At 69.6% G+C, this 25,614-nt stretch carries 24 protein-coding genes; 6 read left to right on the forward strand and 18 right to left on the reverse strand.

The features are described from left to right. Positions 1–39: 39 nt before the first annotated feature. A complete protein-coding gene (ahcY, locus tag OG876_RS05405) occupies positions 40–1,476 on the reverse strand; it encodes an adenosylhomocysteinase (RefSeq protein ID WP_328523645.1) in 1,437 nt (478 codons plus the stop codon). 120 nt (positions 1,477–1,596) lie between these two features. On the opposite strand from ahcY, the gene OG876_RS05410 reads away from it, so the two are divergent. After that, positions 1,597–1,956 (forward strand): MerR family transcriptional regulator, encoded by a 360-nt coding sequence (locus tag OG876_RS05410; RefSeq protein WP_328523646.1) that lies wholly within the window; start codon positions 1,597–1,599, stop codon positions 1,954–1,956. 102 nt (positions 1,957–2,058) lie between these two features. Continuing rightward, complete coding sequence (locus tag OG876_RS05415; protein WP_328523647.1) at positions 2,059–2,994, forward strand: acyl-CoA desaturase; 936 nt, start codon at positions 2,059–2,061, stop codon at positions 2,992–2,994. 3 nt (positions 2,995–2,997) lie between these two features. Here the strand turns inward: OG876_RS05415 and OG876_RS05420 are convergent, their stop codons facing one another. The 8 genes from OG876_RS05420 to OG876_RS05455 all read right to left on the reverse strand — a co-directional run bounded on the left by OG876_RS05420 (position 2,998) and on the right by OG876_RS05455 (position 10,339). After that, positions 2,998–3,957 carry a cation diffusion facilitator family transporter gene (locus OG876_RS05420; RefSeq protein WP_328523648.1) on the reverse strand — a complete coding sequence of 320 codons (960 nt, stop codon included), beginning with the start codon at positions 3,955–3,957 and terminating at the stop codon, positions 2,998–3,000. Positions 3,958–3,981: 24 nt separating this feature from the next. After that, entirely contained in the window at positions 3,982–5,148 is a 1,167-nt protein-coding gene (gene manA, locus OG876_RS05425) for a mannose-6-phosphate isomerase, class I (protein WP_328523649.1), read from the reverse strand. Further along, entirely contained in the window at positions 5,142–6,218 is a 1,077-nt protein-coding gene (locus tag OG876_RS05430; protein WP_328523650.1) for an SIS domain-containing protein, read from the reverse strand. Before OG876_RS05430 ends, manA begins: the two co-directional genes overlap by 7 nt. Further along, entirely contained in the window at positions 6,218–6,427 is a 210-nt protein-coding gene (locus OG876_RS05435) for a Trm112 family protein (protein WP_328523651.1), read from the reverse strand. The genes OG876_RS05430 and OG876_RS05435 overlap by 1 nt, the downstream gene beginning before the upstream one ends. Continuing rightward, on the reverse strand, positions 6,428–7,813 hold the full coding sequence (locus tag OG876_RS05440; protein ID WP_328523652.1) for a phosphomannomutase/phosphoglucomutase: 1,386 nt from the start codon (positions 7,811–7,813) through the stop codon (positions 6,428–6,430). A 37-nt stretch (positions 7,814–7,850) separates the two neighbouring features. Further along, entirely contained in the window at positions 7,851–8,594 is a 744-nt protein-coding gene (locus OG876_RS05445) for a ThuA domain-containing protein (protein ID WP_328523653.1), read from the reverse strand. Then, positions 8,587–9,675 (reverse strand): Gfo/Idh/MocA family protein, encoded by a 1,089-nt coding sequence (locus OG876_RS05450; RefSeq protein ID WP_328523654.1) that lies wholly within the window; start codon positions 9,673–9,675, stop codon positions 8,587–8,589. The genes OG876_RS05445 and OG876_RS05450 overlap by 8 nt, the downstream gene beginning before the upstream one ends. A gap of 217 nt (positions 9,676–9,892) precedes the next feature. Next, on the reverse strand, positions 9,893–10,339 hold the full coding sequence (locus OG876_RS05455; protein WP_328523655.1) for a metallopeptidase family protein: 447 nt from the start codon (positions 10,337–10,339) through the stop codon (positions 9,893–9,895). A 31-nt stretch (positions 10,340–10,370) separates the two neighbouring features. Here OG876_RS05455 and OG876_RS05460 point away from each other — a divergent pair, with 31 nt between their 5' ends. Next, the gene (locus tag OG876_RS05460) at positions 10,371–10,754 is read left to right on the forward strand and encodes a DUF3499 domain-containing protein (protein ID WP_328523656.1); all 384 of its coding nucleotides are present in this window, start codon (positions 10,371–10,373) and stop codon (positions 10,752–10,754) included. Here OG876_RS05460 and OG876_RS05465 read toward each other — a convergent pair whose 3' ends face one another. The 4 genes from OG876_RS05465 to OG876_RS05480 form a co-directional block, all read right to left on the reverse strand. Further along, positions 10,755–12,233, reverse strand: coding sequence for a DUF5719 family protein (locus OG876_RS05465; protein WP_328523657.1), 1,479 nt, complete (start codon positions 12,231–12,233; stop codon positions 10,755–10,757). Continuing rightward, positions 12,230–15,142 carry a glycosyltransferase family 2 protein gene (locus OG876_RS05470; protein ID WP_328523658.1) on the reverse strand — a complete coding sequence of 971 codons (2,913 nt, stop codon included), beginning with the start codon at positions 15,140–15,142 and terminating at the stop codon, positions 12,230–12,232. Before OG876_RS05470 ends, OG876_RS05465 begins: the two co-directional genes overlap by 4 nt. Positions 15,143–15,362: 220 nt before the next feature. Then, positions 15,363–15,614, reverse strand: a complete 252-nt coding sequence (locus OG876_RS05475; protein WP_020389877.1) for a WhiB family transcriptional regulator — start codon at positions 15,612–15,614, stop codon at positions 15,363–15,365. A 314-nt stretch (positions 15,615–15,928) separates the two neighbouring features. Next, entirely contained in the window at positions 15,929–17,155 is a 1,227-nt protein-coding gene (locus OG876_RS05480; RefSeq protein ID WP_328523659.1) for a hypothetical protein, read from the reverse strand. Between the two features lie 114 nt (positions 17,156–17,269). Here OG876_RS05480 and cofD point away from each other — a divergent pair, with 114 nt between their 5' ends. The 3 genes from cofD to OG876_RS05495 all read left to right on the forward strand — a co-directional run bounded on the left by cofD (position 17,270) and on the right by OG876_RS05495 (position 20,024). Beyond that, positions 17,270–18,247, forward strand: coding sequence for a 2-phospho-L-lactate transferase (cofD, locus tag OG876_RS05485; protein WP_328523660.1), 978 nt, complete (start codon positions 17,270–17,272; stop codon positions 18,245–18,247). Continuing rightward, positions 18,244–19,218 carry a coenzyme F420-0:L-glutamate ligase gene (locus OG876_RS05490; protein WP_328523661.1) on the forward strand — a complete coding sequence of 325 codons (975 nt, stop codon included), beginning with the start codon at positions 18,244–18,246 and terminating at the stop codon, positions 19,216–19,218. The genes cofD and OG876_RS05490 overlap by 4 nt, the downstream gene beginning before the upstream one ends. A gap of 125 nt (positions 19,219–19,343) precedes the next feature. After that, positions 19,344–20,024 (forward strand): DUF3105 domain-containing protein, encoded by a 681-nt coding sequence (locus OG876_RS05495; protein WP_328523662.1) that lies wholly within the window; start codon positions 19,344–19,346, stop codon positions 20,022–20,024. Between the two features lie 62 nt (positions 20,025–20,086). On the opposite strand, the gene OG876_RS05500 is transcribed toward OG876_RS05495, so the two are convergent. The 5 genes from OG876_RS05500 to OG876_RS05520 all read right to left on the reverse strand — a co-directional run bounded on the left by OG876_RS05500 (position 20,087) and on the right by OG876_RS05520 (position 25,605). Beyond that, positions 20,087–21,184, reverse strand: a complete 1,098-nt coding sequence (locus OG876_RS05500) for a mannose-1-phosphate guanylyltransferase (protein ID WP_328523663.1) — start codon at positions 21,182–21,184, stop codon at positions 20,087–20,089. A gap of 11 nt (positions 21,185–21,195) precedes the next feature. Further along, complete coding sequence (locus OG876_RS05505; protein ID WP_328523664.1) at positions 21,196–22,218, reverse strand: NAD(+)/NADH kinase; 1,023 nt, start codon at positions 22,216–22,218, stop codon at positions 21,196–21,198. An 88-nt stretch (positions 22,219–22,306) separates the two neighbouring features. After that, positions 22,307–23,377: a hemolysin family protein gene (locus tag OG876_RS05510; RefSeq protein WP_328523665.1), complete on the reverse strand. Its 1,071-nt coding sequence runs from the start codon at positions 23,375–23,377 to the stop codon at positions 22,307–22,309. Continuing rightward, a complete protein-coding gene (locus tag OG876_RS05515; RefSeq protein ID WP_328523666.1) occupies positions 23,374–24,711 on the reverse strand; it encodes a hemolysin family protein in 1,338 nt (445 codons plus the stop codon). Before OG876_RS05515 ends, OG876_RS05510 begins: the two co-directional genes overlap by 4 nt. Positions 24,712–24,759: 48 nt before the next feature. Beyond that, positions 24,760–25,605 (reverse strand): SDR family NAD(P)-dependent oxidoreductase, encoded by an 846-nt coding sequence (locus tag OG876_RS05520; protein ID WP_328523667.1) that lies wholly within the window; start codon positions 25,603–25,605, stop codon positions 24,760–24,762. Positions 25,606–25,614: the final 9 nt, after the last annotated feature.

Consider the following 25,614-nt stretch of genomic DNA (forward strand, 5'->3'; position numbering starts at 1 on the left):
GCGCCCCACCGAGAACGGTGGGGCGCTTGCTGTGGGGGATCAGTAGCGGTAGTGCTCGGCCTTGTAGGGGCCTTCGACGGGGACGCCGAGGTAGGCGGCCTGTTCCTTGCTGAGCTCGGTCAGCTTCACGCCCAGGGCGTCCAGGTGCAGGCGGGCGACCATCTCGTCGAGGTGCTTGGGCAGGACGTACACGTCGGTCGGGTAGTCGGCCGTCTTCACGAAGAGCTCGATCTGCGCGAGCACCTGGTTGGTGAAGGAGTTCGACATCACGAACGACGGGTGCCCGGTCGCGTTGCCCAGGTTCAGCAGGCGGCCCTCGGACAGGATGATGATCGTGTGCCCGTCGGCGAACCGGAACTCGTCGACCTGCGGCTTGATGTTGACCCGCTCGATGCCCGGGACCTTGTACAGCCCGGCCATGTCGATCTCGTTGTCGAAGTGGCCGATGTTGCCGACGATCGCCTGGTGCTTCATCGCCGCCATGTGGTCGGAGGTGATGACGTCCTTGTTGCCGGTCGTGGTGACGAAGATGTCGGCGATCCCGACCACGTCGTCGAGCGTGGTCACCTGGTAGCCGTCCATCGCGGCCTGCAGCGCGCAGATCGGGTCGATCTCGGTCACGATCACCCGCGCGCCCTGGCCCCGCAGCGACTCCGCGCAGCCCTTGCCGACGTCGCCGTACCCGCAGACGACCGCGACCTTGCCGCCGATCAGTACGTCGGTGGCCCGGTTGATGCCGTCGATCAGCGAGTGCCGGCAGCCGTACTTGTTGTCGAACTTCGACTTGGTCACCGAGTCGTTCACGTTGATCGCCGGGAACAGCAACGCGCCGGCCTTGTGCATCTCGTACAGCCGGTGGACGCCGGTCGTGGTCTCCTCGGTGACGCCCTTGATGCCCTGGCCGATGGTCGTCCACAGCTGCGGGTCCTCCCGCAGCGTGCGGGTCAGCAACTTCAGGACGACGCCGTACTCCTCGGAGTCCGCGGTCGACGGGTCCGGCACGACTCCGGCCTTCTCGAACTCGGTGCCCTTGTGGACGAGCATGGTGGCGTCGCCACCGTCGTCGAGGATCATGTTCGGGCCGTCGGCGCCCGGCCACTTGAGCGCCTGCTCGGTGCACCACCAGTACTCGTCGAGCGTCTCGCCCTTCCAGGCGAACACCGGCACCCCGGCGGGGTTCTCGGCCGACCCGTTCGGGCCGACGACGACCGCGGCGGCGGCGTGGTCCTGGGTGGAGAAGATGTTGCAGGACACCCAGCGCACGTCGGCGCCGAGCGCCACCAGCGTCTCGATCAGCACCGCGGTCTGGATCGTCATGTGCAGCGAGCCCATGATCTTCGCGCCCGCCAGCGGCTTGCTCTCGCCGTACTGGGCCCGCATCGCCATCAGGCCGGGCATCTCGTGCTCGGCCAGCCGGATCTCCTTGCGCCCGAACTCGGCCAGGCCGAGGTCCGCCACCTTGTAGTCGAACGTCATACCGGTTCCCGCTCCCCTGAAGACTGTGATTGCTTCCTGCCTGCCAGAGCCTAGAGGGCCGAGCTACCCGGTTTGATCGCCGGGGGAGTGTTTTTGACACTGAAATGTCAAGATTGCCGTATGCGCATCACCGAGGCCGCGCGCCGACTGGGCACCACCCCGCGCATGCTGCGCTACCGGGAGGCCCTCGGCCTGCTGCCGCGCTCACGCGCCGGGCACACCGCACAACGCCAGTACGACGACCGCGACCTGGCCGCCGTCCAGCTCGCCCTGGATCTCGAACGCCGGTACGACGTGACGCCGGCCGCGCTGGCGTTCGCACTCAGAGCCCTGGCCGAACCGTCCGTCGCCGCCGACATCCGCAACCTCGGCTACCGCACCGGCCGCCTCACCGCACCGCCCACGCAGTCCCAGATCGACCGCGACCGGGCGTTGCGCTGGCTGGGCCGCTCCGGCGTCCTCCCACCGAAACCGCGCTGACCTCTCGCATCGGCGGTATCGTCGGACTACGATCCACTGATTCGTGAGCGGTGCTCCCCAGTCCCTGGCGCACTCCAACGGTGAACATCCGGGATGTCGACCATGACCGCAGCACCAGATTCCGACAGCTCGCTGCCGGAAGAATTCCAGGCCGTTGGTGGCAGGCTCGAGCGCGGGCTGATCTGGGTGTTCATCGTCGTGCCCACGCTCGCGCTGCTGCCCGGGATCTTCTTCGCCTGGGGCGGCTGGATCGGCTGGCGCGACATCGTCCTCCTGGTCGTGTTCTACGTGATCACGACCACCGGCATCGGCGCCGGCTACCACCGCGGCTTCACCCACGGCTCCTTCAAGAGCAAGCGTGGCCTCAAGATCGGACTCGCGATCGCCGGCAGCCTGGCGCTCGAAGGTCCGGTCGTCCGCTGGGTGGCCGACCACCGCAAACACCACAAGTTCTCCGACCGCGAGGGAGATCCGCACTCGCCCTGGCGCTACGGCACCACCGCTTGGGCGGTGACCAAGGGGTTCGTGTTCGCCCACGCCGGGTGGGTGCTCTGGGGGGAGGATCGCGCCGACCCCAAGCAGTACGCGCCAGACCTGATGAACGACCGCGACATGGCATCGATCTCGCGGCACTTCCGTGGACTGGCGGCGATCTCCCTGCTGGCGCCCGCGCTGATCGGCGGGCTGTGGGACAGGTCGTGGCACGGCGCCGCGACCGCATTCTTCTGGGCCACCCTGGTCCGCATCGCGCTGATGCACCACGTCACGTTCTCGATCAACTCGATCTGCCATGTCACCGGCAAGAAGCCCTTCGAGGCCCGGGACAGGTCAGGGAACGTCTGGTGGCTCGCCATCCTGAGCCAGGGCGAGTCCTGGCACAACCTGCACCACGCCGACCCCACGTGCGCGCGCCACGGCGTCCTCAGGGGCCAGGTCGACATCAACGCCTGGCTGATCAAGTGGTTCGAGCGGTTCGGCTGGGCGTACGACGTCAGATGGCCGAACCAGGAACGCCTGGCGAAGAAGCTCGCCGGCTGACGGTCAGTGCGAGGGCGCCTCGGGAACCGCGGGGCGCTCGTCGGCGACGTAGTTCTCGTGGTAGACGTCCGGCTCGAGGTAGATGTGCACCGACATCGGCTCGGCGGCGCGGATGGCGCGCTCGGCCGCATCGATGGTCTCGGCGACGACGGCCGCGTCGGTGGTCGGCGCGACGCCGATCTTGGCCGCGATCAGCACCTCCTCGGGGCCTAGGTGCAGGGTCTTGATGTGGATCAGCCGCTGCACACCGGCGGTGTTCTCGATCGCGTCGACGATCCTCTGCTGGGCCTCCCGGGTCGCGGACTCGCCGAGCAGCAGCGACTTCATCTCGATCGCGAGGAAGATCGCCACACAGACCAGCAGCGCGCCGATCGCCATCGAGCCCAGGCCGTCGAACACACCGTTGCCGGTGACAAGGGTCAGGACGACGCCGATCAGCGCCAGCACCAGACCGGTGAGCGCGGCGAAGTCCTCCAGCAGGATCACCGGCAACTCCGGCGCCCGGGCGTTCCGGACGAATCTGATCCAGGGCACGTGGCCGCGCAGCTTGTTCGATTCCGTGATCGCGGTCCGGAACGACAGCGACTCCATCACGATCGCGATCAGCAGCACCGCGATCGGGACCCACTTCCAGTTGTCGATCCCGTGCGGGTCGTGCACCTTGTGGTAGCCCTCGTACAGCGCGAACAGACCACCGACGCTGAACAGCACGATCGCCACGATGAACGAGTAGACGTACCGCTCCCGGCCGAACCCGAACTGGTGCAGGTCGTCGGCTTCGCGCTGGGCCCGCTTGCTGCCGACCAGCAGCAGCACCTGGTTGCCGGCGTCGGCGAGCGAGTGGATCGCCTCGGCCAGCATCGAGGCCGACTGGGTCAGTGCCCAGGCGGCGAACTTGGTGACGGCGATCCCGGTGTTCGCCAGCAATGCCGCCACCACGGCCTTGTTACCGCCACCAGCCATGTTCTCCAGGTCCTCCGTACGAAATCAGCGCGCGGACACGACGAACGCCGTGCCGGAACCACGCAAGATACAGGGTCCTTCGGGTCCCGTCGCGAACGCGGACTGACCGGCGGACAACGTCACAGCGGACTCTTTGCCCAGAGCATCGACAGTCCCCGCGACGCAGCAGATGATGCGCGGCCCGACGCCGTCGACCGTCCGCTCGGCACCGTCCAGCTCGACACGGTGGACGGCGAAGTACTCACATCCGGTCTCGTACGCCGACACCCCGTCGGCCACCGATGTCGCGGTCAGCACCGGATCGGCGAGCGGCTCGAAGTCGACGACCGACACCAGCTCGGGTACGTCGACGTGCTTGCTGGTCAGCCCGCCCCGCAGGACGTTGTCCGAGTTCGCCATCACTTCGAACCCGAGTCCCCGCAGATACGCGTGCACGTTCCCGGCCGGCAGGTACACCGCCTCGAAGCGCTCCAGGCGCACCCGGTTCAGCAGCAGGGCCGCCAGTACGCCGGGATCGTCCGGGAAGTCCTCGCACAGTCGCGTAATCGTCTCCCGCTCCAGCGCGAAGGCCTCGCCCGCATAGCTCGTGCAGGCCTCCGCCAGGGCCGCGACCAGTGGGCGGATGGAATCCCGGTCGCTGCTCATGAACTGCGTGAACGCCTCGCGGAGCTTGCCGTCCCGGAGCAGGTCGGTGAGCTCCTCGAACCCGATCGGCTGCAGCGCGTCCAGCAAGGCCACGGTCGCCTCGAGCGGCCGGAACCCGACCAGCGCGTCGAACGGCTCGAGCGCGATCAGGATCTCCGGCTTCGGCCACGCGTCCTTGTAGTTCCGGTCGGCCGCGTCCCGCGGGATCCCGTCCGCCTCGTCCCGCGCGTACCCGTCGATCGCCTGCTCCCGCGACGGGTGTGCCTGGATCGACAACGGCTGCGCGGCCGCCAGCAACTTGGCCAGGAACGGGAACCGCCCCTCGAACCGCTCGGCCGTCTCCTCCCCCAGTACGTCGCTCGGCCCGGCGGACACCACGTCGTACAGGGAGTCGCCGGACGGGAGCACGGACGGCGCGGACTCGTGCGCACCCATCCACAGCTCGGCCTGGGGCCGGCCGTCCGGCTCCACCCCGGTCAGCTCGGGGATCGCGGTCCGCGACCCCCAGGCGTAGTCCCGGATGGTGTTCTGCAGCCGCACTACCACGCTGGGTCCTCCGAGGGATTGCCCAGTTCGACAGGGTCCATGTCGCCGGCGGCGCCGTAGCGGCCGAGGCCGAGCCCCAGGTACGCCGCGGCATAGCGGCCGTGCTGGGTCAGAGCGGCGTACCGGGCGATGTCGGTGCCGTCGGCCTGGGTCACCACGTTCACCCGCACGTCGTGAGCCTCCGCCTTGGACTCCAGCTTGCGGCGGTGCTCTGCGACGCCTGGGTCGTCCACACCGTCGTCCAGGATGACCAGCGCCGGCCGCAGCTCCGCCGGCTTGTCGAAGGGGTCCGCGAACAGGTCCCGCGGCGGCTGGTTGAGGACCGGCAGCAGGTGACCGGCGTCGGCGGCCAGAGCGGGCCGGCCACTCGCCAGCCGGAAGGCCTCGACCACGCGCCGGGCAGCACGCGCGGCGAGGACAGAACCACCCCACACCAGCGGCAAAGCGTCCGCCAGCACCAGCGCCAAGTCCTTGGCCGGGTTGGACGCCACGTCGTTGTTGGGCGAGCACTCGATCGCCACCTCGTCCAGCAGCGCCGCGACCGACTTGTGGTCCACCTCCGGACCGAGGTCCATCTGATGCAAGGCCTGCAGTACGGCGACAGCCGACGCCAACTGGTCGTCGGACTGGGACGGCAACCGGATGGCGTGCCGCAGACCGGCCGACGCGATCGCGACGGGCGAGTCCGCCGGCGTCGCCACCATCAGGCCACAACCCCGTCGTGCTGCCTCGCCGGCTGCCGACACCGCGTCCGAGTCCTCGGAGACACCACTCAGGACGATCACCAGGTCCAGCGGACCGGCCCACCCGGGCAGACCGGGACCAGGCCAGGCGAGGAACGGCACCGGGCACACCGGCTCGAGCACGGCCCGGACCAGGCGGGCGTCGCGGCCGGCGGCCACGACGGCCCGCGGGCGGAAGCCGTCGGACTCCAGCGTGGACAGAACGTCCGCGGCCGCTTCGAGCTCGGCCCGGACCCGGGCCCCGGCCATCGCCAGCCGGCGGAGCAGGTGGTCGGCCGCCCGGAGCGAGGCCGTGTCGTCCAGCCGCGTTTCGTCGAAGACGCTCATCAGTTGTCCGCGGTCTCGGACTGCTCTGCCCGGGTGTCCCGCGCCTCGTCGATCAGCAGCACCGGGATGTCGTCGCGGACCGGGTAGGCCAGCGCGCAGGCGGTGTTGGTGCAGACCAGCTCGTTCGCCTCGTCGTCCACACGGAACTCCGACCGGCACTTCGGGCAGACCAGGATGCTCAGCAGGTCCGGGTCCAGATTGACTGCCATTCAGTTCTCCTCCACCGATGCACCGGTGATCAGGGCCAGTACTTCATCGCGGACGCGTTCCATGGTGGCGCGGTCCGCGGCCTCGACGTTCAGCCGCAGCAGCGGTTCCGTGTTCGACGCACGGACGTTGAACCACCACTGTCCCGCCGACACGGTCAGACCGTCCAGATGGTCAACCGTAATGCCGTCCCGCCCGCCGTAGGTGTCTTCGATCGCCGCGACCGTAGCCGCGGCGTCCTCGACCTTGTTGTTCAGCTCGCCGGACGCGACGTACCGCTCGTACTCGGCGAACAGCTCGCTGGCCGGCTTGTCCTGCTCACCGAGCGCGGCCAGCACGTGCAGCGCGGCCAGCATGCCGGTGTCGGCCCGCCAGAAGTCCCGGAAGTAGTAGTGCGCGGAGTGCTCGCCGCCGAACACCGCGTCGGTCTCGGCCATCTTCTGCTTGATGTACGAGTGCCCGACCCGGGATCGGATCGGCGTCCCGCCGTGCTCGGTGATCAGCTCCGGCACGGCCTTGGAGGTGATCAGGTTATGGATGACCGCCGAGCCGGGGTGCTTGGCCAGCTCGCGGACCGCGACCGCGCCGGTGATCGCGCTCGGCGAGATCGGGTCGCCCTTCTCGTCGATCACGAAGCAGCGGTCCGCGTCGCCGTCGAAGGCCAGGCCGAGGTCGGCGCCGACCTCGCGCACCTTGGCCTGCAGGTCGACCAGGTTCTTCGGGTCCAGCGGGTTGGCCTCGTGGTTCGGGAAGTTGCCGTCGAGCTCGAAGTACAGCGGGACGATCGTGACCGGGCCGGTGGCGAACACGGCCGGGACGGTGTGGCCGCCCATGCCGTTGCCGGCGTCGACGACCACGGTGAGCGGGCGGATCCCGCTCAGGTCGACGAGGTCGTGCAGGTGGTCGGCGTACGCGGTCAGCAGGTCCTTCTGCCGGACGTGGCCCGGAGTGGCGACGGTCGCCGGGCCCTCGGTCAGGGTCTTGGCGACCAGGTCGGCGATGTCGCGCAGGCCCGAGTCCGAGCCGACCGGTGCGGCGCCGGCACGGCACATCTTGATGCCGTTGTACTTCGCCGGGTTGTGGCTGGCGGTGAACATCGCGCCGGGCAGGTCGAGCCGGCCGGAGGCGAAGTACAGCAGGTCGGTCGAGGCCAGGCCGATGTCGATCACGTCCGCGCCGGTGCTGGTCACGCCTTCGGCGAACGCGGCCGCCAGTCCCGGGCTGGACGGCCGCATGTCGTAGCCGACCACGACCGCCCCCGGGCCACCGAGAACGTCCAGGACCTCGACGAACGCGGCACCGGCCGCCCGGGCCACCGACTCGTCCAACTGGTCCGGGACGACGCCTCGCACGTCGTACGCCTTGAAGATCGCCGCAACGTCAGCCATGCGTGGACCCTATCCGGCCCCGGCGCAAAGGTGTATTTCAGGCCTTCTCGAACCAGCCGATGTCCTTGCGGTGGTGGACCGTCGGCAGCTGGCGCGGACTGCTCGGCGCCGCCCACCTGGCCGCGTTGGCGATGATCTGCTGGACCTCGGGCTGGTGGTAGGTCGGGAACTCCTGGTCACCCGGCCGGAAGTAGAAGACCCGGCCCTGGCCGCGGCGGTAGCAGCAGCCGGAGCGGAACACCTCGCCACCGGTGAAGGAGCTGACGAACACCAGCTCGTCGGGCTGCGGGATGTCGAACAGCTCGCCGTACATCTCCTCCCGCTCGATCACCAGCGGGTGCGGGATGCCCTGCGCGATCGGGTGCCCGGCCGCGACCGTCCAGATCAGCTCGCGGTCGTTCTCGGCCCGCCAGTCCAGCGAGCAGGTGGTGCCCATCAGCCGGATGAAGATCTTGCTGAAGTGCGCCGAGTGCAGCGCGATCAGGCCCATCCCGGACAGCACATGCCGCTGCACCCGCTCGACGATCGCGTCGTCGACGTCGCCGTGCGCCGCGTGACCCCACCAGGTGAGCACGTCGGTCTCGGCGAGCACCTCCTCGGTGAGACCGTGCTCGGGCTGCTGCAGCCACGCCGTCCGGACGGCCACGTCCTCGCCGAGCTTGGCGCGCAGCGCCGCGGCGATCGTCTCGTGCATCGTGTCGGGGTAGATCTTGCGCACGGACTCGTCGCGGCCCTCGTGCACGTTCTCGCCCCAGACGGTGACGCGAATCGGATCAGTCATGCAGCACAACCTCTCGTCCCGCCTTCGCCGAGGCGTAGCAGGCGTCGATGACCTCGGTCCGCAGCAGCGCCTCGGACCCGTTGTGAGCGGCCCAGTCGCCGCTCCGGACGATCTTGACGAACTCCCGCACCACCGCGCGATGGCCGAGCCCCGGCCCGGTAGCCGGCTTCACCTCGGCCGGTACGCCGGCGACGTCGGTGAAGATCCGCAGCGTGTCGACGGTGGTGTAGTTCTGCACCTCGATCTTCGCGCCGCCCTCGGTGCCGAACAGCTCGATGCCGAAGTTGTCGCCCGGCGCCCGGAAGGTGGCCCAGCTGGTCTCCAGCTGCAGCGCCCCGCCGCCCTGCAGCCGCAGGTACGCCGTGGCCAGGTCCTCGACCTCGAACTTCGAACCGAGCGTGTCGACCGTCGGCCGGTCCGGGCTGCTCACACTGCCCTTGCCCCGCGGACCGAGCTCGGCGAACGTGTTCGCGGAGACCGTGGTCACCTGCGGCTCGCCCAGCAGGTGCAGCGCGAGATCGAGGATGTGCACACCCAGGTCGATCAGCGGGCCGCCGCCGGACAGCTCGCGGTTGGTGAACCAGCCGCCCATGCCCGGGATGCCGTTGCGGCGCATCCAGTGCGCCTTGGCGTAGTAGATCCGGCCCAGCTGGCCCTCGTCGATCTGGTGCTTCAGCGCCGCGACGTCGCCACGCTCGCGGTGGTTGAAGACCACCTTGAGCACCCGGCCGGCCTGCTTCGAGGCCTCGACCATCGCGGCGCCCTCGGCCACCGTCCGGGCCAGCGGCTTCTCGGACAGCACGTGCAGGCCCATCTCCAGCGCCTTCAGCGCGATCGGGGCGTGCAGCTGCGTCGGCGTACCGATGCTGACCGCTTCCAGTCCCTCGGTCTCGAGCAGGTCCTCCCACTTCTCGTACAGATGCGGTACGCCGTGCTTCTCACCGAGCCTGGTCAGAAGATCCTTCTCCAGCCCGGCCAGCGCCACCACCTCGACGTCCGGCAACTCGGAGAACGCCTCCAGCGCCGTCCGCCCGGCGAAGCCCAGCCCGACAACCCCGACCCGCAGTTTTTGATCGTTCACACCCACGATCCTCCCGCAATGACAACGAAGGTCACAAACCCCTTCCCACACTACGGAACACGTTCGAACACCAGCTAATCGACTGGTCCCATCGTCGTGTCACGGGGCCTCCCGGCCTGGACTGAGGAGCGGAGGGAGCGAAGCGACCGGAGCGACGAGGGAAGGCCGGGAGCCAAGGCCCCGTGACCGCGCCGTGCCGGAGGCGCGGCAATCCAACTCAGTCGTCGTCGGTGTCGAAGTCTGGGTCGATCTGCTCCGGGGAGAGCGCGAGTACGTCGGCCAGCTCGAGGACCAGCGCGGACCGGACCAGCCAGGCCAGGCCGGTGGCGGAGCGCTCGGCCCGGAGCTCGATCGGGCGGCGGAACACCACGATCCGGTACGGCTCGTGCGAGGTGCCGCCGGTGGAGTGGGTGAGCGGGATCTCGGTCGCGTCGAACTCCAGGTTCGGCACGTCCTCGATGGCGAACTCGACCCGGGCGACGACCTGCGGCAGCCGTTTCTCCAGCCGGGTCACCTCGATCGCGACCACCTCGTCGAACTGGGCCGCGGCCGATCGCTGCAGCGGCAGACCGCGCGGCGCGAACTTGCTCGGCCGGCTGATCGGCCCGAGCATTCCGCGGCCGTGGCGGTCGATGTGCCTGCGATGACGGCGAGCCTCGGTCACGCGCTCAGCCTAGTGGGGGTAACGTCTGGTCGTGAGCATCGCCAGGATCTGTTCGCGCGCCGCCTGTCATAAGTCGGCGGTGTCGACGCTCACGTATGTGTACGCCGACTCCACCTGTGTGCTCGGCCCGCTGGCGACGTACGCCGAGCCGCACTGCTACGACCTGTGTGCCGATCACGCCGACCGGCTGACCGCACCGAACGGCTGGGAAGTGATCCGGCTCGCTCCGGACCCGGCCGCGGCCGGACCGTCGTCGGACGATCTGGAAGCCCTGGCCAACGCGGTCCGCGAGGCAGCTCGCCCGCTGCCCCGCCAGGAGCCCGGCGCCGGCAGTCCGGGCGCACCGGTCGAGATCGCCCGCCGGCGCCACCTGCGCATGCTCCAGGACCCCGGCGCGAACACCTCCGAAGGCTGACTACCTCAGCGCGGCCCGCACATCCGGCTGCGCGCCCAGCTGGGCCTGGAACACCAGCGACGTGCTCAGCGGCCATGCGGCGACCTGAGCCACGTCTTCCTTGTCCGGCTTGGCTGCCGGCATCAATGTGACCCCAGCGACGACCGTGCCGCGCGTCTGCTGGACCATCAGGTACGTCGGCCGCGGCTGCGCCGGCAACGGGATCGCAGTGGTCGCGCCGCCGATGATGTCGAGCGCCCGGGTCTGCAGCACCCGTCCGGCCAGGTCGCGCAGCTCGAACTTCACACTGCCGGTCTTACCCGGTGCGGTGACCTCCAGGACGGCCTGCTGCTGATGCGCCGGCAGCACCAGGTACGCCGGTCCCATGAGCGCCTCGGCCGACCCGAGCGAAGCGAAGTCCGTCCCACTCGCGTCGGACATCCGCATCGACGCGGTGACCGGCTGGTCCGAGGTCACGGTGATCGCGCTGGGATCACCGTTCAGCACCGGGTCCAGCATGACCGTCTTCACCGAGCCGGCGTCCACCTGCACAGTCTCCAGACCGGCCGGCTTGAACGGGCCGTTCGGCCCGTGCACGGTCAGGCTGGCCGTCGCCTGCAGGTCCGAGGGGTTCGCGATCGACAGGATCCGCCCTCCGGCACCCGGCGCCACGGCCGGCACGAACACCTTGGTCGCGGGCGGGGCCGACGGGTTCAGCCAGTCCACACCGGCCGGCTTGGTGCCATTGCTCGCGTTGTCCCGCAGCGCCGGCGAGACCCGGCCACCAGTGGACTCGACGTGCAGCGCGACGTCCCGCAGGTTGGTCGCGACCTGACCGAGGAACAGCTCGGTCGTTTGCCGCGCCCGTACGACGATCCCCCGCGCAGCCGGCAGGTCCTGCGGACCGGTCCGCGCATACATGGTGACGTTCACCTCGGCGTTGACGCTGTCCAGGTTCGTCAGCACCAGCACATCGCGCCGGCCACTCGCTCCGGACGCTCCGACGAACCAGAAGTCCGAACCGGGCGCCTGGCACGGCACGCTCGCCATGCCCTGGTTCACGCCCTCGGTGGCGGTCGTCGTGCTCGTGCCGACCGTGCCGGCTGCGAGTGGTCCAGTGCCCTGGATCGACAGCGGCACCGGCTTGGTCGCTGGAGTGGTCGATCCGATCTTGCCGCGCACGAGCAGCGAGGCGACCGGGTCGGCCTTGGCCGCCAGTGGCGTGATCGACAGCGGCGACTCGGTGCCGGACGCGGTCGGGGTGCCTTCGGGCAGCGTCGGCGACACTGCGTTCACGACGCTGGTCAGCTTCCCGCCGCTGGCGAGCACCGGGCAGGACAGCGCCGTACGGTTCACCACCGCGGGCGCCGGTGCGACCGCGGCCTCTGGGCTCGTCACCGGCTCCTTGGGGTGCGTCACCACCGCGAGCCCGCCGATCACGGCCATGCCCAGCACAACGGCTCCGAGCCGGACGACCGGGTTCGACAGTAACCGGATCACCGGTCCCTCCTTGCGTGGGTGCCGTGCGGGACGGCGACAGTACGGCGAACCGTCGGCAGGCAGAAGACCAGCGCGATGATCCAGCCGATGATGCCGAGCAGCCGCCACAGCGTGTGGGTCTGGTCCTGCAACGGCGACGTGCCTTCGATCTTCGTCCGGTCCACCAGCCAGGACGCGTCTCCGTCCTCGGCGCTGGCCCGGGTCAGACCGGGCAGCGAGTCGAGGGTCGACTGCAGCGTCGGATCCAGCGGTGCGGGCAGGTAGACGTAGTCGACCGCCAGTCCGGCCAACTGCCGCCCTTCCTCACCGGTGCCACCGCCACCGAGGGTCGCCAGGACGTCGCCGATCGGCTTGGTCTGCTCCGCCGTCGGCGCGGCTTCCAGCGCCCCCATCCGCGGGCCACCGTTCTTCACCAGCGAGAACCGCATGTCGCCACCCGGCGCCTTGCGCACGACCAGGATCGACGCGTTGTCCGGCGGATCCTGCGAGGACGCCAGGTACGCCGGCAGGTCCTGCGCTGGCCCGCGCCAGAGCGGACCGTCCATCCCGCGGACCAGCCAGAACCCGGCCGTCACGATCGTCGTCACCAGCACGAGCCCGAGCACGCCCTGCACAATGATCTCGGTGGACTTGCCGACCGAGTCCCAGGCGACCGCGACCGCGATGATCCATCCGGCCGTCATCAGGAACATCAGCGGCCCACTGCCACCACCCAGCCGGCTCGCGACCAGCGTCGCGGCCAGACCGGCCAGTGCGGCGAACCATCCGAGCAACTCGTACCGCTGCCGCGACGAACGCAGCAGACTGATCATCGCGACCAGAATCAGCGGTACGGCGAACCACCACGGTGCCGGCGCTCCGATCGGCGTACCGGTCAGCAGATGCGGCAGGCTGTCGCCGGGACCGACCGCGGCGGTTGGCGGTCCGCCGGCCTCCTGCCCCAGCCGCGACGGATGCAGCACAAGCTGGATCGTCCACGGCAACACGAGCAACAGACCCAGTACGACGGAGAAGACCAACTGGCGGCTCTGCCGGCGCCAACCGAGTCCGATCAGCGCACCCAGGACCAGGAGGACGCTGACCAGCAGTCCCAGCGCCGGGGTGAACGCAAAGAGCACGGCCTGACAGATTCCGGCGAACCACGCGGCCCGCCAACTGCCTTGGATGACCACACGACGCCGCCGGGCGATGGTGTGCACAGCAGCACCGAGCAGCGGCAGCACGATCGCCGCCACACACGTCCCGATCCGGCCCTGCGTGATCGCGCCGTTCGTGAACACAGCGATCCCGTACGCCGCCGCACCCCAGGCTCGCGCGACACGGTCGACGACGAACGAGCGCAGCAACGCCCACGCGGACAGAGCGGCCAGCGGAACAGCGCCGAGCAACAACAGGTTCGCCGCACCGGACGGGCCGAACATCACCGTCGAGAACGCCCAGAACTGCGCCAGCCAGGCAGGCGGCGTCACACCGGGCGGTGCGGAAGCGGCCGCGTGCCAGAGCGCACCGAGGCTCTCGTGCGCCGGCAGCAAGAGGTTGGACCGGAGGACACCGCCACCGATCAGACTGCGGCCCGCGACCAGCGCACCGATCGCCAGGACGACCCACGCGACCAGGAACGGGCGGCGGATCAGCTGACGACGCCAGCGCGGCTGGTCGACGGCGACCCGCGCCGTGGACTTGGCCCGGCGTGCTGTCGTGACGACCTGCTCTTCCGGCTCGTCCGCCCAGGCTTCGCGGATCCGCTCGGAGATCGTGCTGGTCGTCTCTTCCAGGTTGTGCCGCAGTGCGTTCACCGACCGGGAGAAGAGTCCCTTGATGTCGTCGTACGCGACCCGATCGAGGTTGCGGCGGTTCTTGCGGGCCTGGGTCCAGCCACCGGCCAGCAATGTGCCGAGCAGCGCGGTCCACTCGTCGACCGCACCGGATGGTGTCTTGCCGAGGAGGAACCACACCGATCGCAGCACGGTGCCGAACAGGAAGCGCAGGATCAGTAGCGGCAGCAGCCTGCCGGGCGCGTTCGCGAGAACGGTGTAGTAGGCATGTGCGCGGTCGAGCTGGTAGGCGTGTCGACGGGTGCCGGCCAGTGCGCGCTCGCCGGTCGCCGCGGCTTGCGCGTGATAGACGACCGCGTCCGGTGCGACGCCGACCTGGAACCCGGCGCGACTGGCCCGCCAGCCGAAGTCGATGTCGTCGCGGAACATCGGCAGCCGCGGATCGAAGCCGTGCAAGGCCTCCCAGACGTCGCGGCGGACCAGCATGCCGGCCGAGCTGACCGCGAGGACGTTCCGCGGCTGGTCGTGCTGGCCCTGGTCGAGCTCTCCGACCTCGATGCCGGTGTCGCGGCGGCCGCCGAGCGAGGTACTGACGCCGACCTCGAGCAGTTCGCGGTCCCGCGGCCAGAGCCGCAGCTTCGGGCCCCAGACGCCGGTGGCCGGCGACATCGTGGCCTGGAGCAACAATTTCTCCAGGGCCTTCGGGGCCGGGGCGCAGTCGTCGTGCAGCAGCCACAACCACTCGACCACAGGCATGTGGCCGTCGTCGCCGTACGGGCCGACCGCCGAGGGGATCGGGGCGAACCCAACCGCCTCGAGACCGCGAGCCACGGCCGTGCCGAAACCGGTGCGTGCGGAGACGCTGACGACGGGTTCGACGCCGGGCATTGCGGCCAGCAGTTCGGCCGTCTCGTCGGTGGATCCGGTGTCGACCGCGATCAGCCGGTCGGGCCGTGGGTTGAGCGCCCACAGCGCCTCGGACAGCCGGGGCAGCCAGGCGGCGCCTTCATGGCCGACCACCACCGCGGTGACGACATGCCGGACCCGCGGGCGACCCATCGGGTCGTCGATGAGATCGGTCGGGAAGTCGACGGAGTCGAAGAATTCCCAGCCGGCCGGAGCTTCTTGTTCCATGCGGAGCTGTGACACCTCGATGGTTACGGACGGTTCTCACCGCAACCAGAGTCGCGGCGAGGACTCACCATACAGCCGTCACCCTGAGCCTCAACCCACTCACCCGCAGGCGGAGGACGTACTCCGCTCTTCCCCGGGACAGCCGCGGGCCCCGGCGACGTGTTCGTCGGCGGGGCCTCGCGGAAAGTCCTGGATGAAGTTGTGAGCCGGGTTCTGACCGTCAGACGGCCTTTTTCTTCAGCTTGCGGCGCTCCCGCTCCGACAGGCCGCCCCAGATTCCGAAGCGTTCGTCGTTCTGCAGTGCGTACTCGAGGCACTCGCCCCGTACGTCACAACCGAGGCACACCTTCTTCGCCTCGCGGGTGGATCCGCCTTTCTCCGGGAAGAAAGCCTCTGGGTCGGTCTGGGCGCACAGTGCCCGTTCCTGCCAGTTCGGCTCCTCCTCGATCGCCTCACCGTCGACAATCGCCATCAGCTCTGTCACGGTACGACCTCCTCGACCCTGTTCGTTCCCCTGTACATGTGGGTTTGCGGTCCACATGCCTGACCTCGTCCGTCCTGCGCTCTGCAACGGTCCCCGATACCGAGTGTCCAACGAACGACACGGTTGAAATTACATTCCTGCAATCCACGAAAGTCAAGCCGTGGTCTGCTATTGGCACTATCCGCAACACGGCTGCAAAAGAACGAGAGGCCTGCATGCACAGGCCTCTCGCACCGATCTACTGCCTCCCGAAGTGCCGCGAAAGAGTTTCGCGGCGACTTCGGCAAAGGCTTGCTGCCTTGTCAGGAAGGCTGCGACCACCAGCCCTGCTGTCCCTGACCCGGCTGGTCCTGGTCGTTCTTCTCCGGCTCGGTCACGCGCGGGTCGACCCGGGTCTCGTCAGCGGCCTCGGCCGCGGGCTGCTCCGGCTGTGCGCTCGGCTGCGGCTCGGCGGCCGGAGTCTCCTCCGCCTGCCAGGCCTGCTCCTGCTGCCATGCCTGCTGAGCCTCGGGCTGCTCGTGTGAGCCTTCCTCGCGGGCCGCGTGCTCGCCCTGGCCGGCCCACTCCTGCTGAGCCGGCTGGCCGTACTCCTGGCCGCTCCACTGCTGCTGCTGACCGGCGTCGCCGCCGCTCCACTGCTGCTGCTCCTGCGGCCACTGCTGGCCCTGGTCCTGGCCGCCCCACTGCTGCTGGCCTTCGGCGCTCCACGCCTGCGTCGGCTCGACGCCCTGGCCTTCGGCGGACCAGGCCTGCTCGGCCGGCTGCTGCGGCTGCTCGCCGTGCTGCTGAGCCTCGGCATCGCCGGCCGACCAGGCCTGCTGCTCGCCCTGGTTCCAGCTCTGCTCCTGCGGCCACTGCTGCTCGCCCTGAGCCGCCGCGTAACCACCGGCAGCGCCGGCCGCACCGGCCGCGGCGCCATAGCCGCCGTACTGGCCCTGGCTCTGGTCGTACTGACCGTATTGGCCCTGCTGGCCCTGCGGCTGGCCGTAGCCACCCTGCTGACCGTACGGCGCCTGCTGGCCGTACTGCTGCTGGCCGTACGGTGCCTGGCCCTGGGGCGCGAACTGACCCGGCTTCGGAGCGCGGACCGGCGCCGGCAGGGCCTGGTAGGTCTTGAGGATGTAGAGACCGGCGGCGCCGTACAGAGCCAGGCCACCGAGCGCGTAGATGAACCCGACGACCTTGATGCCGGCGGTGCTGGTCTCGTTGAAGCCGGCGAACGCCGTGATCAGGCCGATCAGCGCGGCCACACCGGTGATCACCAGCGCGGCCAGGGCCACGGTCCGGGCGTTCGGCGTCCGCTCACCCGCCTCGTTCACCAGCCAGACCGATCCCACCAGCGAGAGCAGGAGCAGCACTGCGCCGAAGGACGGCGGGGTGAGAATGCCTTGCACGCCTCCGGCGGCGGCAGTGAAGCCGGCGCCGCCGACGAACAGCCGGATCAGCGATGCCAGGACGATCAGGCCGGCGAATGCGAGCAGGATGTACGCGACCGGCTCTCTGAGCTTCTTGGTTGCGTCGGTGACCACGAGGGCTCCTCGGATGTTGGGGGCCGTACAACTGAGCTGTGCGGATGGTTCGGACCCACCGCAGCATAGTCGTGCGGTGGTCCGAGCGATTGACGACTCGTGCAGACTCTTCCCATGCGATTGACAGTGCTCAGCGGTGGCATCGGCGGATCCACCTTCCTGCGCGGGCTGCTGAAGGCCCGCCCGGACGCCGAGATCACCGTGGTGGGGAACACCGCGGACGACATCACCCTGTTCGGGCTGCGGGTGTGTCCGGACCTCGACACGGTGATGTACACGCTCGGTGGCGGCATCTCGGCCGAACGCGGCTGGGGCCGGGAGGACGAGACCTGGGTGATCAAGGAGGAGCTCGCGGCGTACGGCGTCGAGCCGACCTGGTTCGGCCTCGGCGACCGGGACGTGGCGACCCATCTGGTCCGGACCCAGATGCTCGACGCCGGCTACGGCCTGACCGCGGTCACCGAGGCGCTGTGCGCCCGCTGGAAGCTCCCGGTCCGGCTGCTCCCGATGAGTGACGACCGGGTCGAGACCCACGTGGTGGTGGACGACCCGGAGCAGCCCGGGCGGCGCAAGGCGATCCACTTCCAGGAGTACTGGGTCAGGTACCAGGCCGAGATCCCCGCACACCAGATCGTCGCGGTCGGCCAGGAGAAGGCCAAGCCCGCGCCCGGTGTGCTGGAGGCGATCGCGGACTGCGACGTGCTGATCGTGCCGCCGTCCAACCCCGTCGTCTCGGTCGGCACGATCCTCGGCGTACCGGGGATCCGGGACGCGGTCCGGGAGACCGCCGCGCCGGTCATCGGGCTGTCGCCGATCATCGGCACCGGCCCGGTCCGCGGGATGGCCGACAAGGTGCTGGCCACCGTCGGCGTGGCCTCGACCGCCTCGGCCGTGGCGCGGTACTACGGTTCGCGCGCGTCCGGCGGCGTACTGGACGGCTGGCTGATCGACACGTCGGACGCGATCCAGGCGGATTCGATCGCCGGAGCCGGAATTCACGTCCAGGCGGTGCCGTTGTGGATGACGGACGAGTCCACCACCGCCGCGATGGCCGATGCGGCGCTGAACCTCGCGGAGGCCGTACGGCGATGAGGAAGCACCTGGAAGTCTTCCCGGTGACCGGACTGCCCGAGGTGGCGGCCGGGGACGACCTGGCGGCACTGATCGGCGACGGGACGGACCTGCGGGACGGCGATGTCGTTTCCGTCACGTCCAAGATCGTCAGCAAGGCCGAGGGATGCCTGACCCACGGCACCCGGCAGGAGGCGATCGACGCCGAGCTCGTGCGGGTCGTGGCCCAGCGCGGCGAGACCCGGATCGTCCAGACCCGGCACGGCCTGGTCATGGCCGCGGCCGGCACCGATACGTCGAACACCGCCCCCGGCACGGTCCTGCTGCTCCCGGTCGACCCCGACGAGTCGGCCCGGCAGCTGCGGATCGCCCTGAAGCAGCGGTACGACGTCAACGTCGGCATCGTGATCACAGACACGTTGGGCCGCCCGTGGCGTAACGGCCAGACCGACCTGGCTATCGGTGCGGCCGGAGTCCGCGTGATGGAAGACCTTCGCGGTACGGCGGACAGCCATGGCAACGTCCTGGCGGTGACGGAGCCGGCTCTGGCCGACGAGATCGCCAGTGCGAGCGAGTTGGTCAAGGGCAAGGCGGACGGCGTCCCTGTCGCGGTGCTGCGCGGGCTGCAGGACGCCGTACTTCCGACTGGGGAGCACGGACCCGGGGCGCGGGCGCTGGTGCGGGATGCCGAGCAGGACATGTTCAGTCTCGGGACTCGTGAGGCGGCGCGGGCCGCCGTACTAGAGCGCGAGGCGCCGACCGGTCCGCGTGCGGTCGACCCGGCGCTGTGGGCCGGGCTGCTGGACGAGGTCGAGGACATTCACCTCGAGCTGCTGGACAACGCTGTCACGGTCTTCGGCGACGAGCCGGTCGCGGTCGGCGTGATCGCCGAGCGGCTCGCCGTACTGCTGCATGCCGAGGGGTACGGCGTCACCGTCCGGACCGGACCGGGCAGTGAGGCGACTGTCACGTTCGGCTCACGGTCCAGGTAGTTTTCTAGGCAACCTCTCAGGGTCACCTCGTACACTGCTCCCGCACGGCGGCGCGGTGGCCGCCCTGATCCGGGAAGACCAACACTGTGGGTAAAGCGTCGTCGCAGAAGCAGTCGCGTCGCGAGATGATCGAGAAGATGCAACGGGACCAGGCCCGCACGGACCGGAACCGGACCATCCTCATCGTGGTCGCGTCGATCGTGGTCGGCCTGGCCATCATCGCCTACCCGGCGATCCGGCTGATCCAGGACTCCCGGACCAAGAACCAGGCCGTCACCGAGCTCGGAGTGGCCGCGTCGGCGGCGTCGTGTGACACGCCGACCAACGACGAGGCCGGCGGCACCCAGGACCACAAGCCCGACGGCACGGTGATCAACTACTCGGTGTCGCCGCCGTCGTCCGGCTCGCACTACGCGGTCTGGGCGCCGTTCAACAAGAAGTTCTACACGCTCGACGACCGGCCCCCGATCCCGAACCTGGTGCACAACCTGGAGCACGGGTACACGATCCTCTGGTACAAGGAATCGCTGCCGAAGGACCAGATCGACCAGATCGAGAAGATGTCCAAGGCGAAGCTGCCGGACAGCTCGTCGGGCAAGTTCATCGCGGCGCCGTTCCGGGAGACCGACGGCAAGCCGTGGCCGGACGGGAAGAGCATCGCGTTCTCGCACTGGAGCGGCAACGCCCAGGGCCAGGACAAGGCCTTCGGCCACCGCCAGTTCTGCGGCTCCGTCAGCGGCGACGCCCTCAAGCAGTTCATGGACAAGTACCCGTCCACCGACGCCCAGGAACCCGCCGGCGGCTGAGTTCCCAGCTTGTGTACGCCGAACGCCCCCGGGATTCCCGGGGGCGTTCGTGTGTGCAGGAACTAGATGTAGCGCTCGGCGTGGTCGGACTGGACCTGGGCTACCAGGTCCTTGACGCGTTCGCCGTCGGCGAGGGGGCAGACCATGGTGACGTCCTGGGTGTGGACGATGATGTGGCTGCGCAGGCCGACCGCGGCGACCAGGTGGTCCGGGTCGTCGGTGACGACGATGTTGTCGTGGGAGTCGAGCAGGCAGCTGAGCGTCGTCCCGTCCGTACGGTTGCCGTTGGCATCGGCGTCGTACGTGCCGGCCAGGGCGGCCCAGGAGCCGACGTCGAGCCAGTGCACCGGCATCGGTACGACGACCACGTCGGCGTCCACCTTGCCCTGCGAAGCCGGCTCCATCACCGCGTAGTCGACGCTGATCTTGCGCAGGTTCGGATAGATCTCGGCCAAGGTCGCATCACGCGACGGGGTGTCCCAGACCGACGCGACCTGCCGCAGCCGCGCGGCCGACTCGGGCAGCAGCTCGTCGAGCACGCTCAGCACGGTCTCGGCCCGCCAGACGAACATGCCGGAGTTCCACCAGAACCGCCCGGTGGCCAGGTACTCCTCGGCGGTCGCCCGATCCGGCTTCTCCCGGAACCGGTCGACGGCGAAGGCCCTGGTGCCCTCGATCGGCTCGCCGCACTCGATGTACCCGAGTCCGGTGTGCGGATGGGTCGGCTCGATCCCGAACGTCACCAGCGACCGGGAACGCTGCTCGACGACCGCGAAACCGTTCTCGATCGCGGTCCGGAACTCGTCCTCCGGACTGATCAGGTGATCCGATCCGACGAACGCCACCACCGCGTCGGGGTCGTTGCGCGCCACCACCGCGGAGGCCAGGCCGACCGCGTTCGCGGTGTCCCGGCGGGCCGGCTCACCGATGATGTTGTGCTCGCCGAGCTCTGGCAGCTCGTTGCGGACCACCTCGGTGTACGCGCCGACCGTGCACACATAGATGTTCTCCGGCTCGACCAGGCCGCGCAGCCGGTTGTACGCCACCCGGAGCAACGACTGTCCGGCTGCCAGCGGCAGCACCTGCTTCGGCCGGTCGTCTCTGGACAGCGGCCACAACCGTGTCCCCGATCCACCGGCCAGGATCACCACGTTTCGCATGAGGAGAGACCCTACCGGTCGTGACCAGATGGTGGCGGAAGCTTGAGGTGGGCGAGGTCCGGTGGGACAGGTGTGGTGGTCCGCCAGAACAGGTCGGACTCGCCGTCGAGGGCGGTCGCGGGCGCGTCGGTGAGCCGGAAGCGGTCCCGCAGCCGGCCGTAGAAATCGGTGGGCGCCAACCGGACCAGCCGCAGGCGCCGAGTCGATCCGTAGACGCCGATCCAGTCACCCGGATCGAGGACCCCGCGGAGCTGCCCGTCGATGCTGACCGCGGCCTGACCGGAGTGCGGAAGGACCCGGAGCGCCACCGGCTCGTCCGGCGCCGTGACAACCGTTCGGTTGAAGGTCATGTGGGGTGCGACCGGAGTGAACACGATCGCCTCGGTGCTCGGCGACAGGATCGGCCCACCCGCCGCGAAGCTGTACGCCGTCGACCCGGTCGGCGTCGCCACGATCACCGCATCCGCGGAGTACGACGCCAGCAGCCGGCCGGCCAGATACACACCCAGCGCCACCTGATGGTCGCGCGCCAGCTTCTCGAGGACGACGTCGTTCAGCGCGGTCACGTCCAGCGCCACTCCCCAGCCGTCACCCTCGGCGGTCTCCGGGCGGACGGCCGGCGGCGGAAGGGCAGGGCCATGTCCGTAGCGCAGCAACGACTCGATGCCACTCGGGATCTCCAGCGGACGCGAAGCCCGCATGGTCAGCGTCATCCGCTCCTCGTACGTCGCACCGCCGTGGTGCACCGCCTCCAGAGCGGTCTCCACGTCGCGGCACGCCACCTCGGTCAGGAACCCGACCTTGCCGAGATCGACCCCGAGCACCGCCGCGTCGTTCTTCGCCGCGATCCGGGCACCGCGCAGGAACGTGCCGTCACCGCCCAGCGTGACCACGAGATCCGGGTTCCCGGCGTGGTGCAGCTCGTCCATCCCGCCGCGCCGTTCCTCGTGCGCCTTCCAGACGTCGATGTCGGTGCAGCCGATGTCGTGTCTGGTCGCCCACTGGCGCACGGTCTCGGCGGTCTGCACAGCCACCGGACGCCCCTGATGAACGACTAGCCCAAGCCGCCTGATCGGCACGACGGTCCTCCTCCGGACGGTTCCTGCCTCCACGGTAGCCGCCCTAGCGATCCGGTGATTCCGCCTTCGCGGCTTTCACGATCGGGTCGGTCTCGTCGTCGAACTCCCCGATCACCTCCTCGAGCAGATCCTCCAGCGCCACCACCCCGACAAGCCGATCCTCGTCGCGTACGACGGCCAGCTGCGACCGCTGATCGCGCATCGTCCGGATCGCGGTCGCCACCGGCGTACTCGCGGCCAGCTCGAGGGGCGCCGTCATCAGGTCCGACGCGCGCAACGTCGTACCGCCGCTCGTGGTCGCGCGGGCTGCGTCACGGACGTGCACGATGCCGCAGATCGTCGTACCCGAACTGACGACCGCGAGGCGGGAGCGGCCCTCGCGGCGGCTGGTCAGCTCGACGTCGCGGGCGGACGCGGCCGCGGGAACCGTCGACAGCTGGGCGATCGGGGTCATCACCTGGGCGACCGTGGTGTTCTGCAGCGCCAGCATCGCGGTGAGCAGGTTGTGCTCGGGTTCGTCCAGCGTGCCGTGCTCCCGGGACGACTGGATCAGCAGGCGGAGCTCGTCGGGTCCGTGCGCGTTGGCCAGCTCGTTCTGCGGGGTCACCTTCGCCAGCCGGACGCAGAGGTTGGCGAGCCAGTTGAGCACGATCAGCAGCGGGCGGAAGACGTACGTGAAGGCGCGGAACGGAAGAGCGAGCACCAGCGCCGACCGCTCGGGATTGCTGATCGCCCACGACTTCGGGGCCATCTCACCGAGCAGCACGTGCAGCAGGCCGATGACGGCGACGGCGATGATCAACGCGATCACCTGACCGACGCGCTCGGGGACGTGCGCCAGCTCGAACAACGGGTGCAGCAGACTGGCCACCGCCGGCTCGGCCAGCGAGCCGAGGCCCAACGTGCACAGCGTGATGCCGAGCTGCGCACCGGCGAGCATCAGCGACAGCTCACTCACACCGGCGATCGCGGCCCGGGCGGAGCGGTTGCCGGCCGCGGCCGCCTCCTCGAGTCGATGCCGCTTCGACGCGACCAGCGCGAACTCGGCGGCGACGAAGAAGCCGTTCAGGGCCAGCAGGACCACCGAGATGATCAGGGCGAGCGGCGTACTCATGCCAGCCGCTCCATCACGACGAGACCCGGCACGTGGCGCTCGATGGTCTGGACCGTCAGCCGGACGAACTCGGCCGGGACCGGCCGGCCGTCATGGTCGATGCGGTGGCGCAGTTCCACCATGAGCTCGTCGCCGATCGCCGGGATCCGGCCGAGCCGGGCCATCACCAGGCCGGACAGTGTCTCGTAGTCGTCGCCCTCGGGCAGCGCGACGCCGGTGGCCGCCTGGACCTCGTCGAGCCGCCATCGGGCCGACACCACCCACGATCCGTCGCCGCCCGGAACGAGTCCGCTCTCGGGCAGGTCGTCCTCGTCGCGGATCTCGCCGACCAGTTCCTCGGCGATGTCCTCGAGCGACACGATCCCGGCGAAGCCGCCGTACTCGTCCACGACGATCGCGAGCTGGCGGCGGGCGGTCCGCAGCCGTTCCAGTACGCCGGGCAGCGGCAGAGTCTCGGGTACGACGACCGGCGGCGACGCCAGTGAGCCGACCGCAATGTGCGCCCGGTCGGCCGGTTCGAGCTCGACCACGTCGCCGATCGCGACCACGCCGAGCACCTCGTCGACCGAGTCGGCGATCACCGGGAACCGGCTGTGGCCGGTGTCCTGCAGCTCGACCACCCGGGTGAGCGGCTCGTCCCGGTGCATGGTGATGACGTCGACGCGCGGGACCATCGCCTCCCCGGCGGTCCGGCCGCGGAAATCGAGGCCGCGGTCGAGCAGCCGCATGGTGTCCTCGTCCAGCAACCCCTGCTCGTAGGACGAAAGGATGATCCGGTCGAGCTCCTGCGCGGTCGCCCCCTGCGGCAGTTCCTCGACCGGTTCGATGCCGACCCGGCGCAGGATCCGGTTCGAGGCCGAGTCGAACACCCGGATCAGCGGGCCGGCAATCGTCAGGTACATCAGCGTCGACCGGGCCAGCCGGAGCGCGATCGCCTCGGCCTTCGCGATGGCCAGGTTCTTCGGCGCCAGCTCGCCCAGCACCATCTGGATGATCGTTGCCAACAGCAACGCCAGGATCACCGAGACGGACACGCTCACGGCCTGCGGCACCCCGGCCGAGCCGAGCAGATCCTCCAGGCCCGCACCGAGGTACGGCTCGGCGAAGTACCCGGCCAGCAGCGCGGTGATGGTGATGCCCACCTGCGCGCCGGACAGCACGAACGACAGCCGCGACGTGACCTTCAGCGCCCGCGCCGCCGCCGGGTCACCGTCCTCGGCCAGCGTCCGCAACCGGCTCCGGTCGACCGCGACGTACGCGAACTCCTGGGACACGAAGTAGCCAGTGGCAACGGTCAGCACCAGGATCAGAGCCAGGCCGCCCAGGATCAACATGTCCTGACCTTATGAGAACTCCGGCTGCTGGAGTACTGCGGGGTGATTTCACCGCGTGGACGGCTTCCACGGGAGGATTTTGCCGTCGCGGACGAGTTCGCCGTACATCGCGGGGTCGGTGCGGTCGGCCAGGATGACGTCGACGATCGGCTTGACCGCCTCGGCCGGGGACTTCGCCTGGCTGAAGTCGTCGAACCACGGCCGGGAGGCCCGGGTGTCCACCAGCCCCGGGCAGACCGACGCGACCAGCGTCCCGTCCTCGAGGTCCCGCGTACGGCGATCCGCCGCGACGGCCCGCACTGCGGCCACCTGAGCCACCTTCGACGGGAAGTTGATCCACTCCGGCCAGCCCTTCTCCTCGGCCGTCCCGTCGTGAATCGCGGCCCGCCACTCCTCGACCGCCTGCTCCACCTCGTCCAGCGTCACCCCGTCGAACCGCCCCCACAGCGCCTCCGGCAACTGCTCCAGCGTCCCCAGCGAACTGGCCACCACGATCAACCGCCCACCCGGACGCAGAATCGGTCCGAACTCCCGCAACACAGCCTGAGCCCCGAGGTTGGCGACATCGATGAACACATCAGCCTGCTCAGCCTGCGTCCGATCCGGGTGCAGCGGCCCGACGGCGTTGGAGATCACGATGTCGACCGCGCCCAGCTCACGAGCCAACGCCGCCACGGCCTCCCCGTCCGTCACATCCAGCACCCGCCCCTCGATCCGAGCCATCCCCGCCTCGGAGTCGGCCAGCTCGGCCACCGCGGTTGCTACCCGGTCCGGGTCCCGGCCGGCGAGGAGCACCAGGTCCTCTTCGTTCAGGCGGGTGGCCAGTTCTCGGACGAAGGCATAGCCGATGCCTTGGTTGGCGCCGGTGACCAGTGCGATGCGTTGTTCTCTCATGTGACCAAA

The sequence above is a fragment of the Kribbella sp. NBC_00359 genome, from assembly GCF_036097425.1.
GTDB lineage: Bacteria > Actinomycetota > Actinomycetes > Propionibacteriales > Kribbellaceae > Kribbella.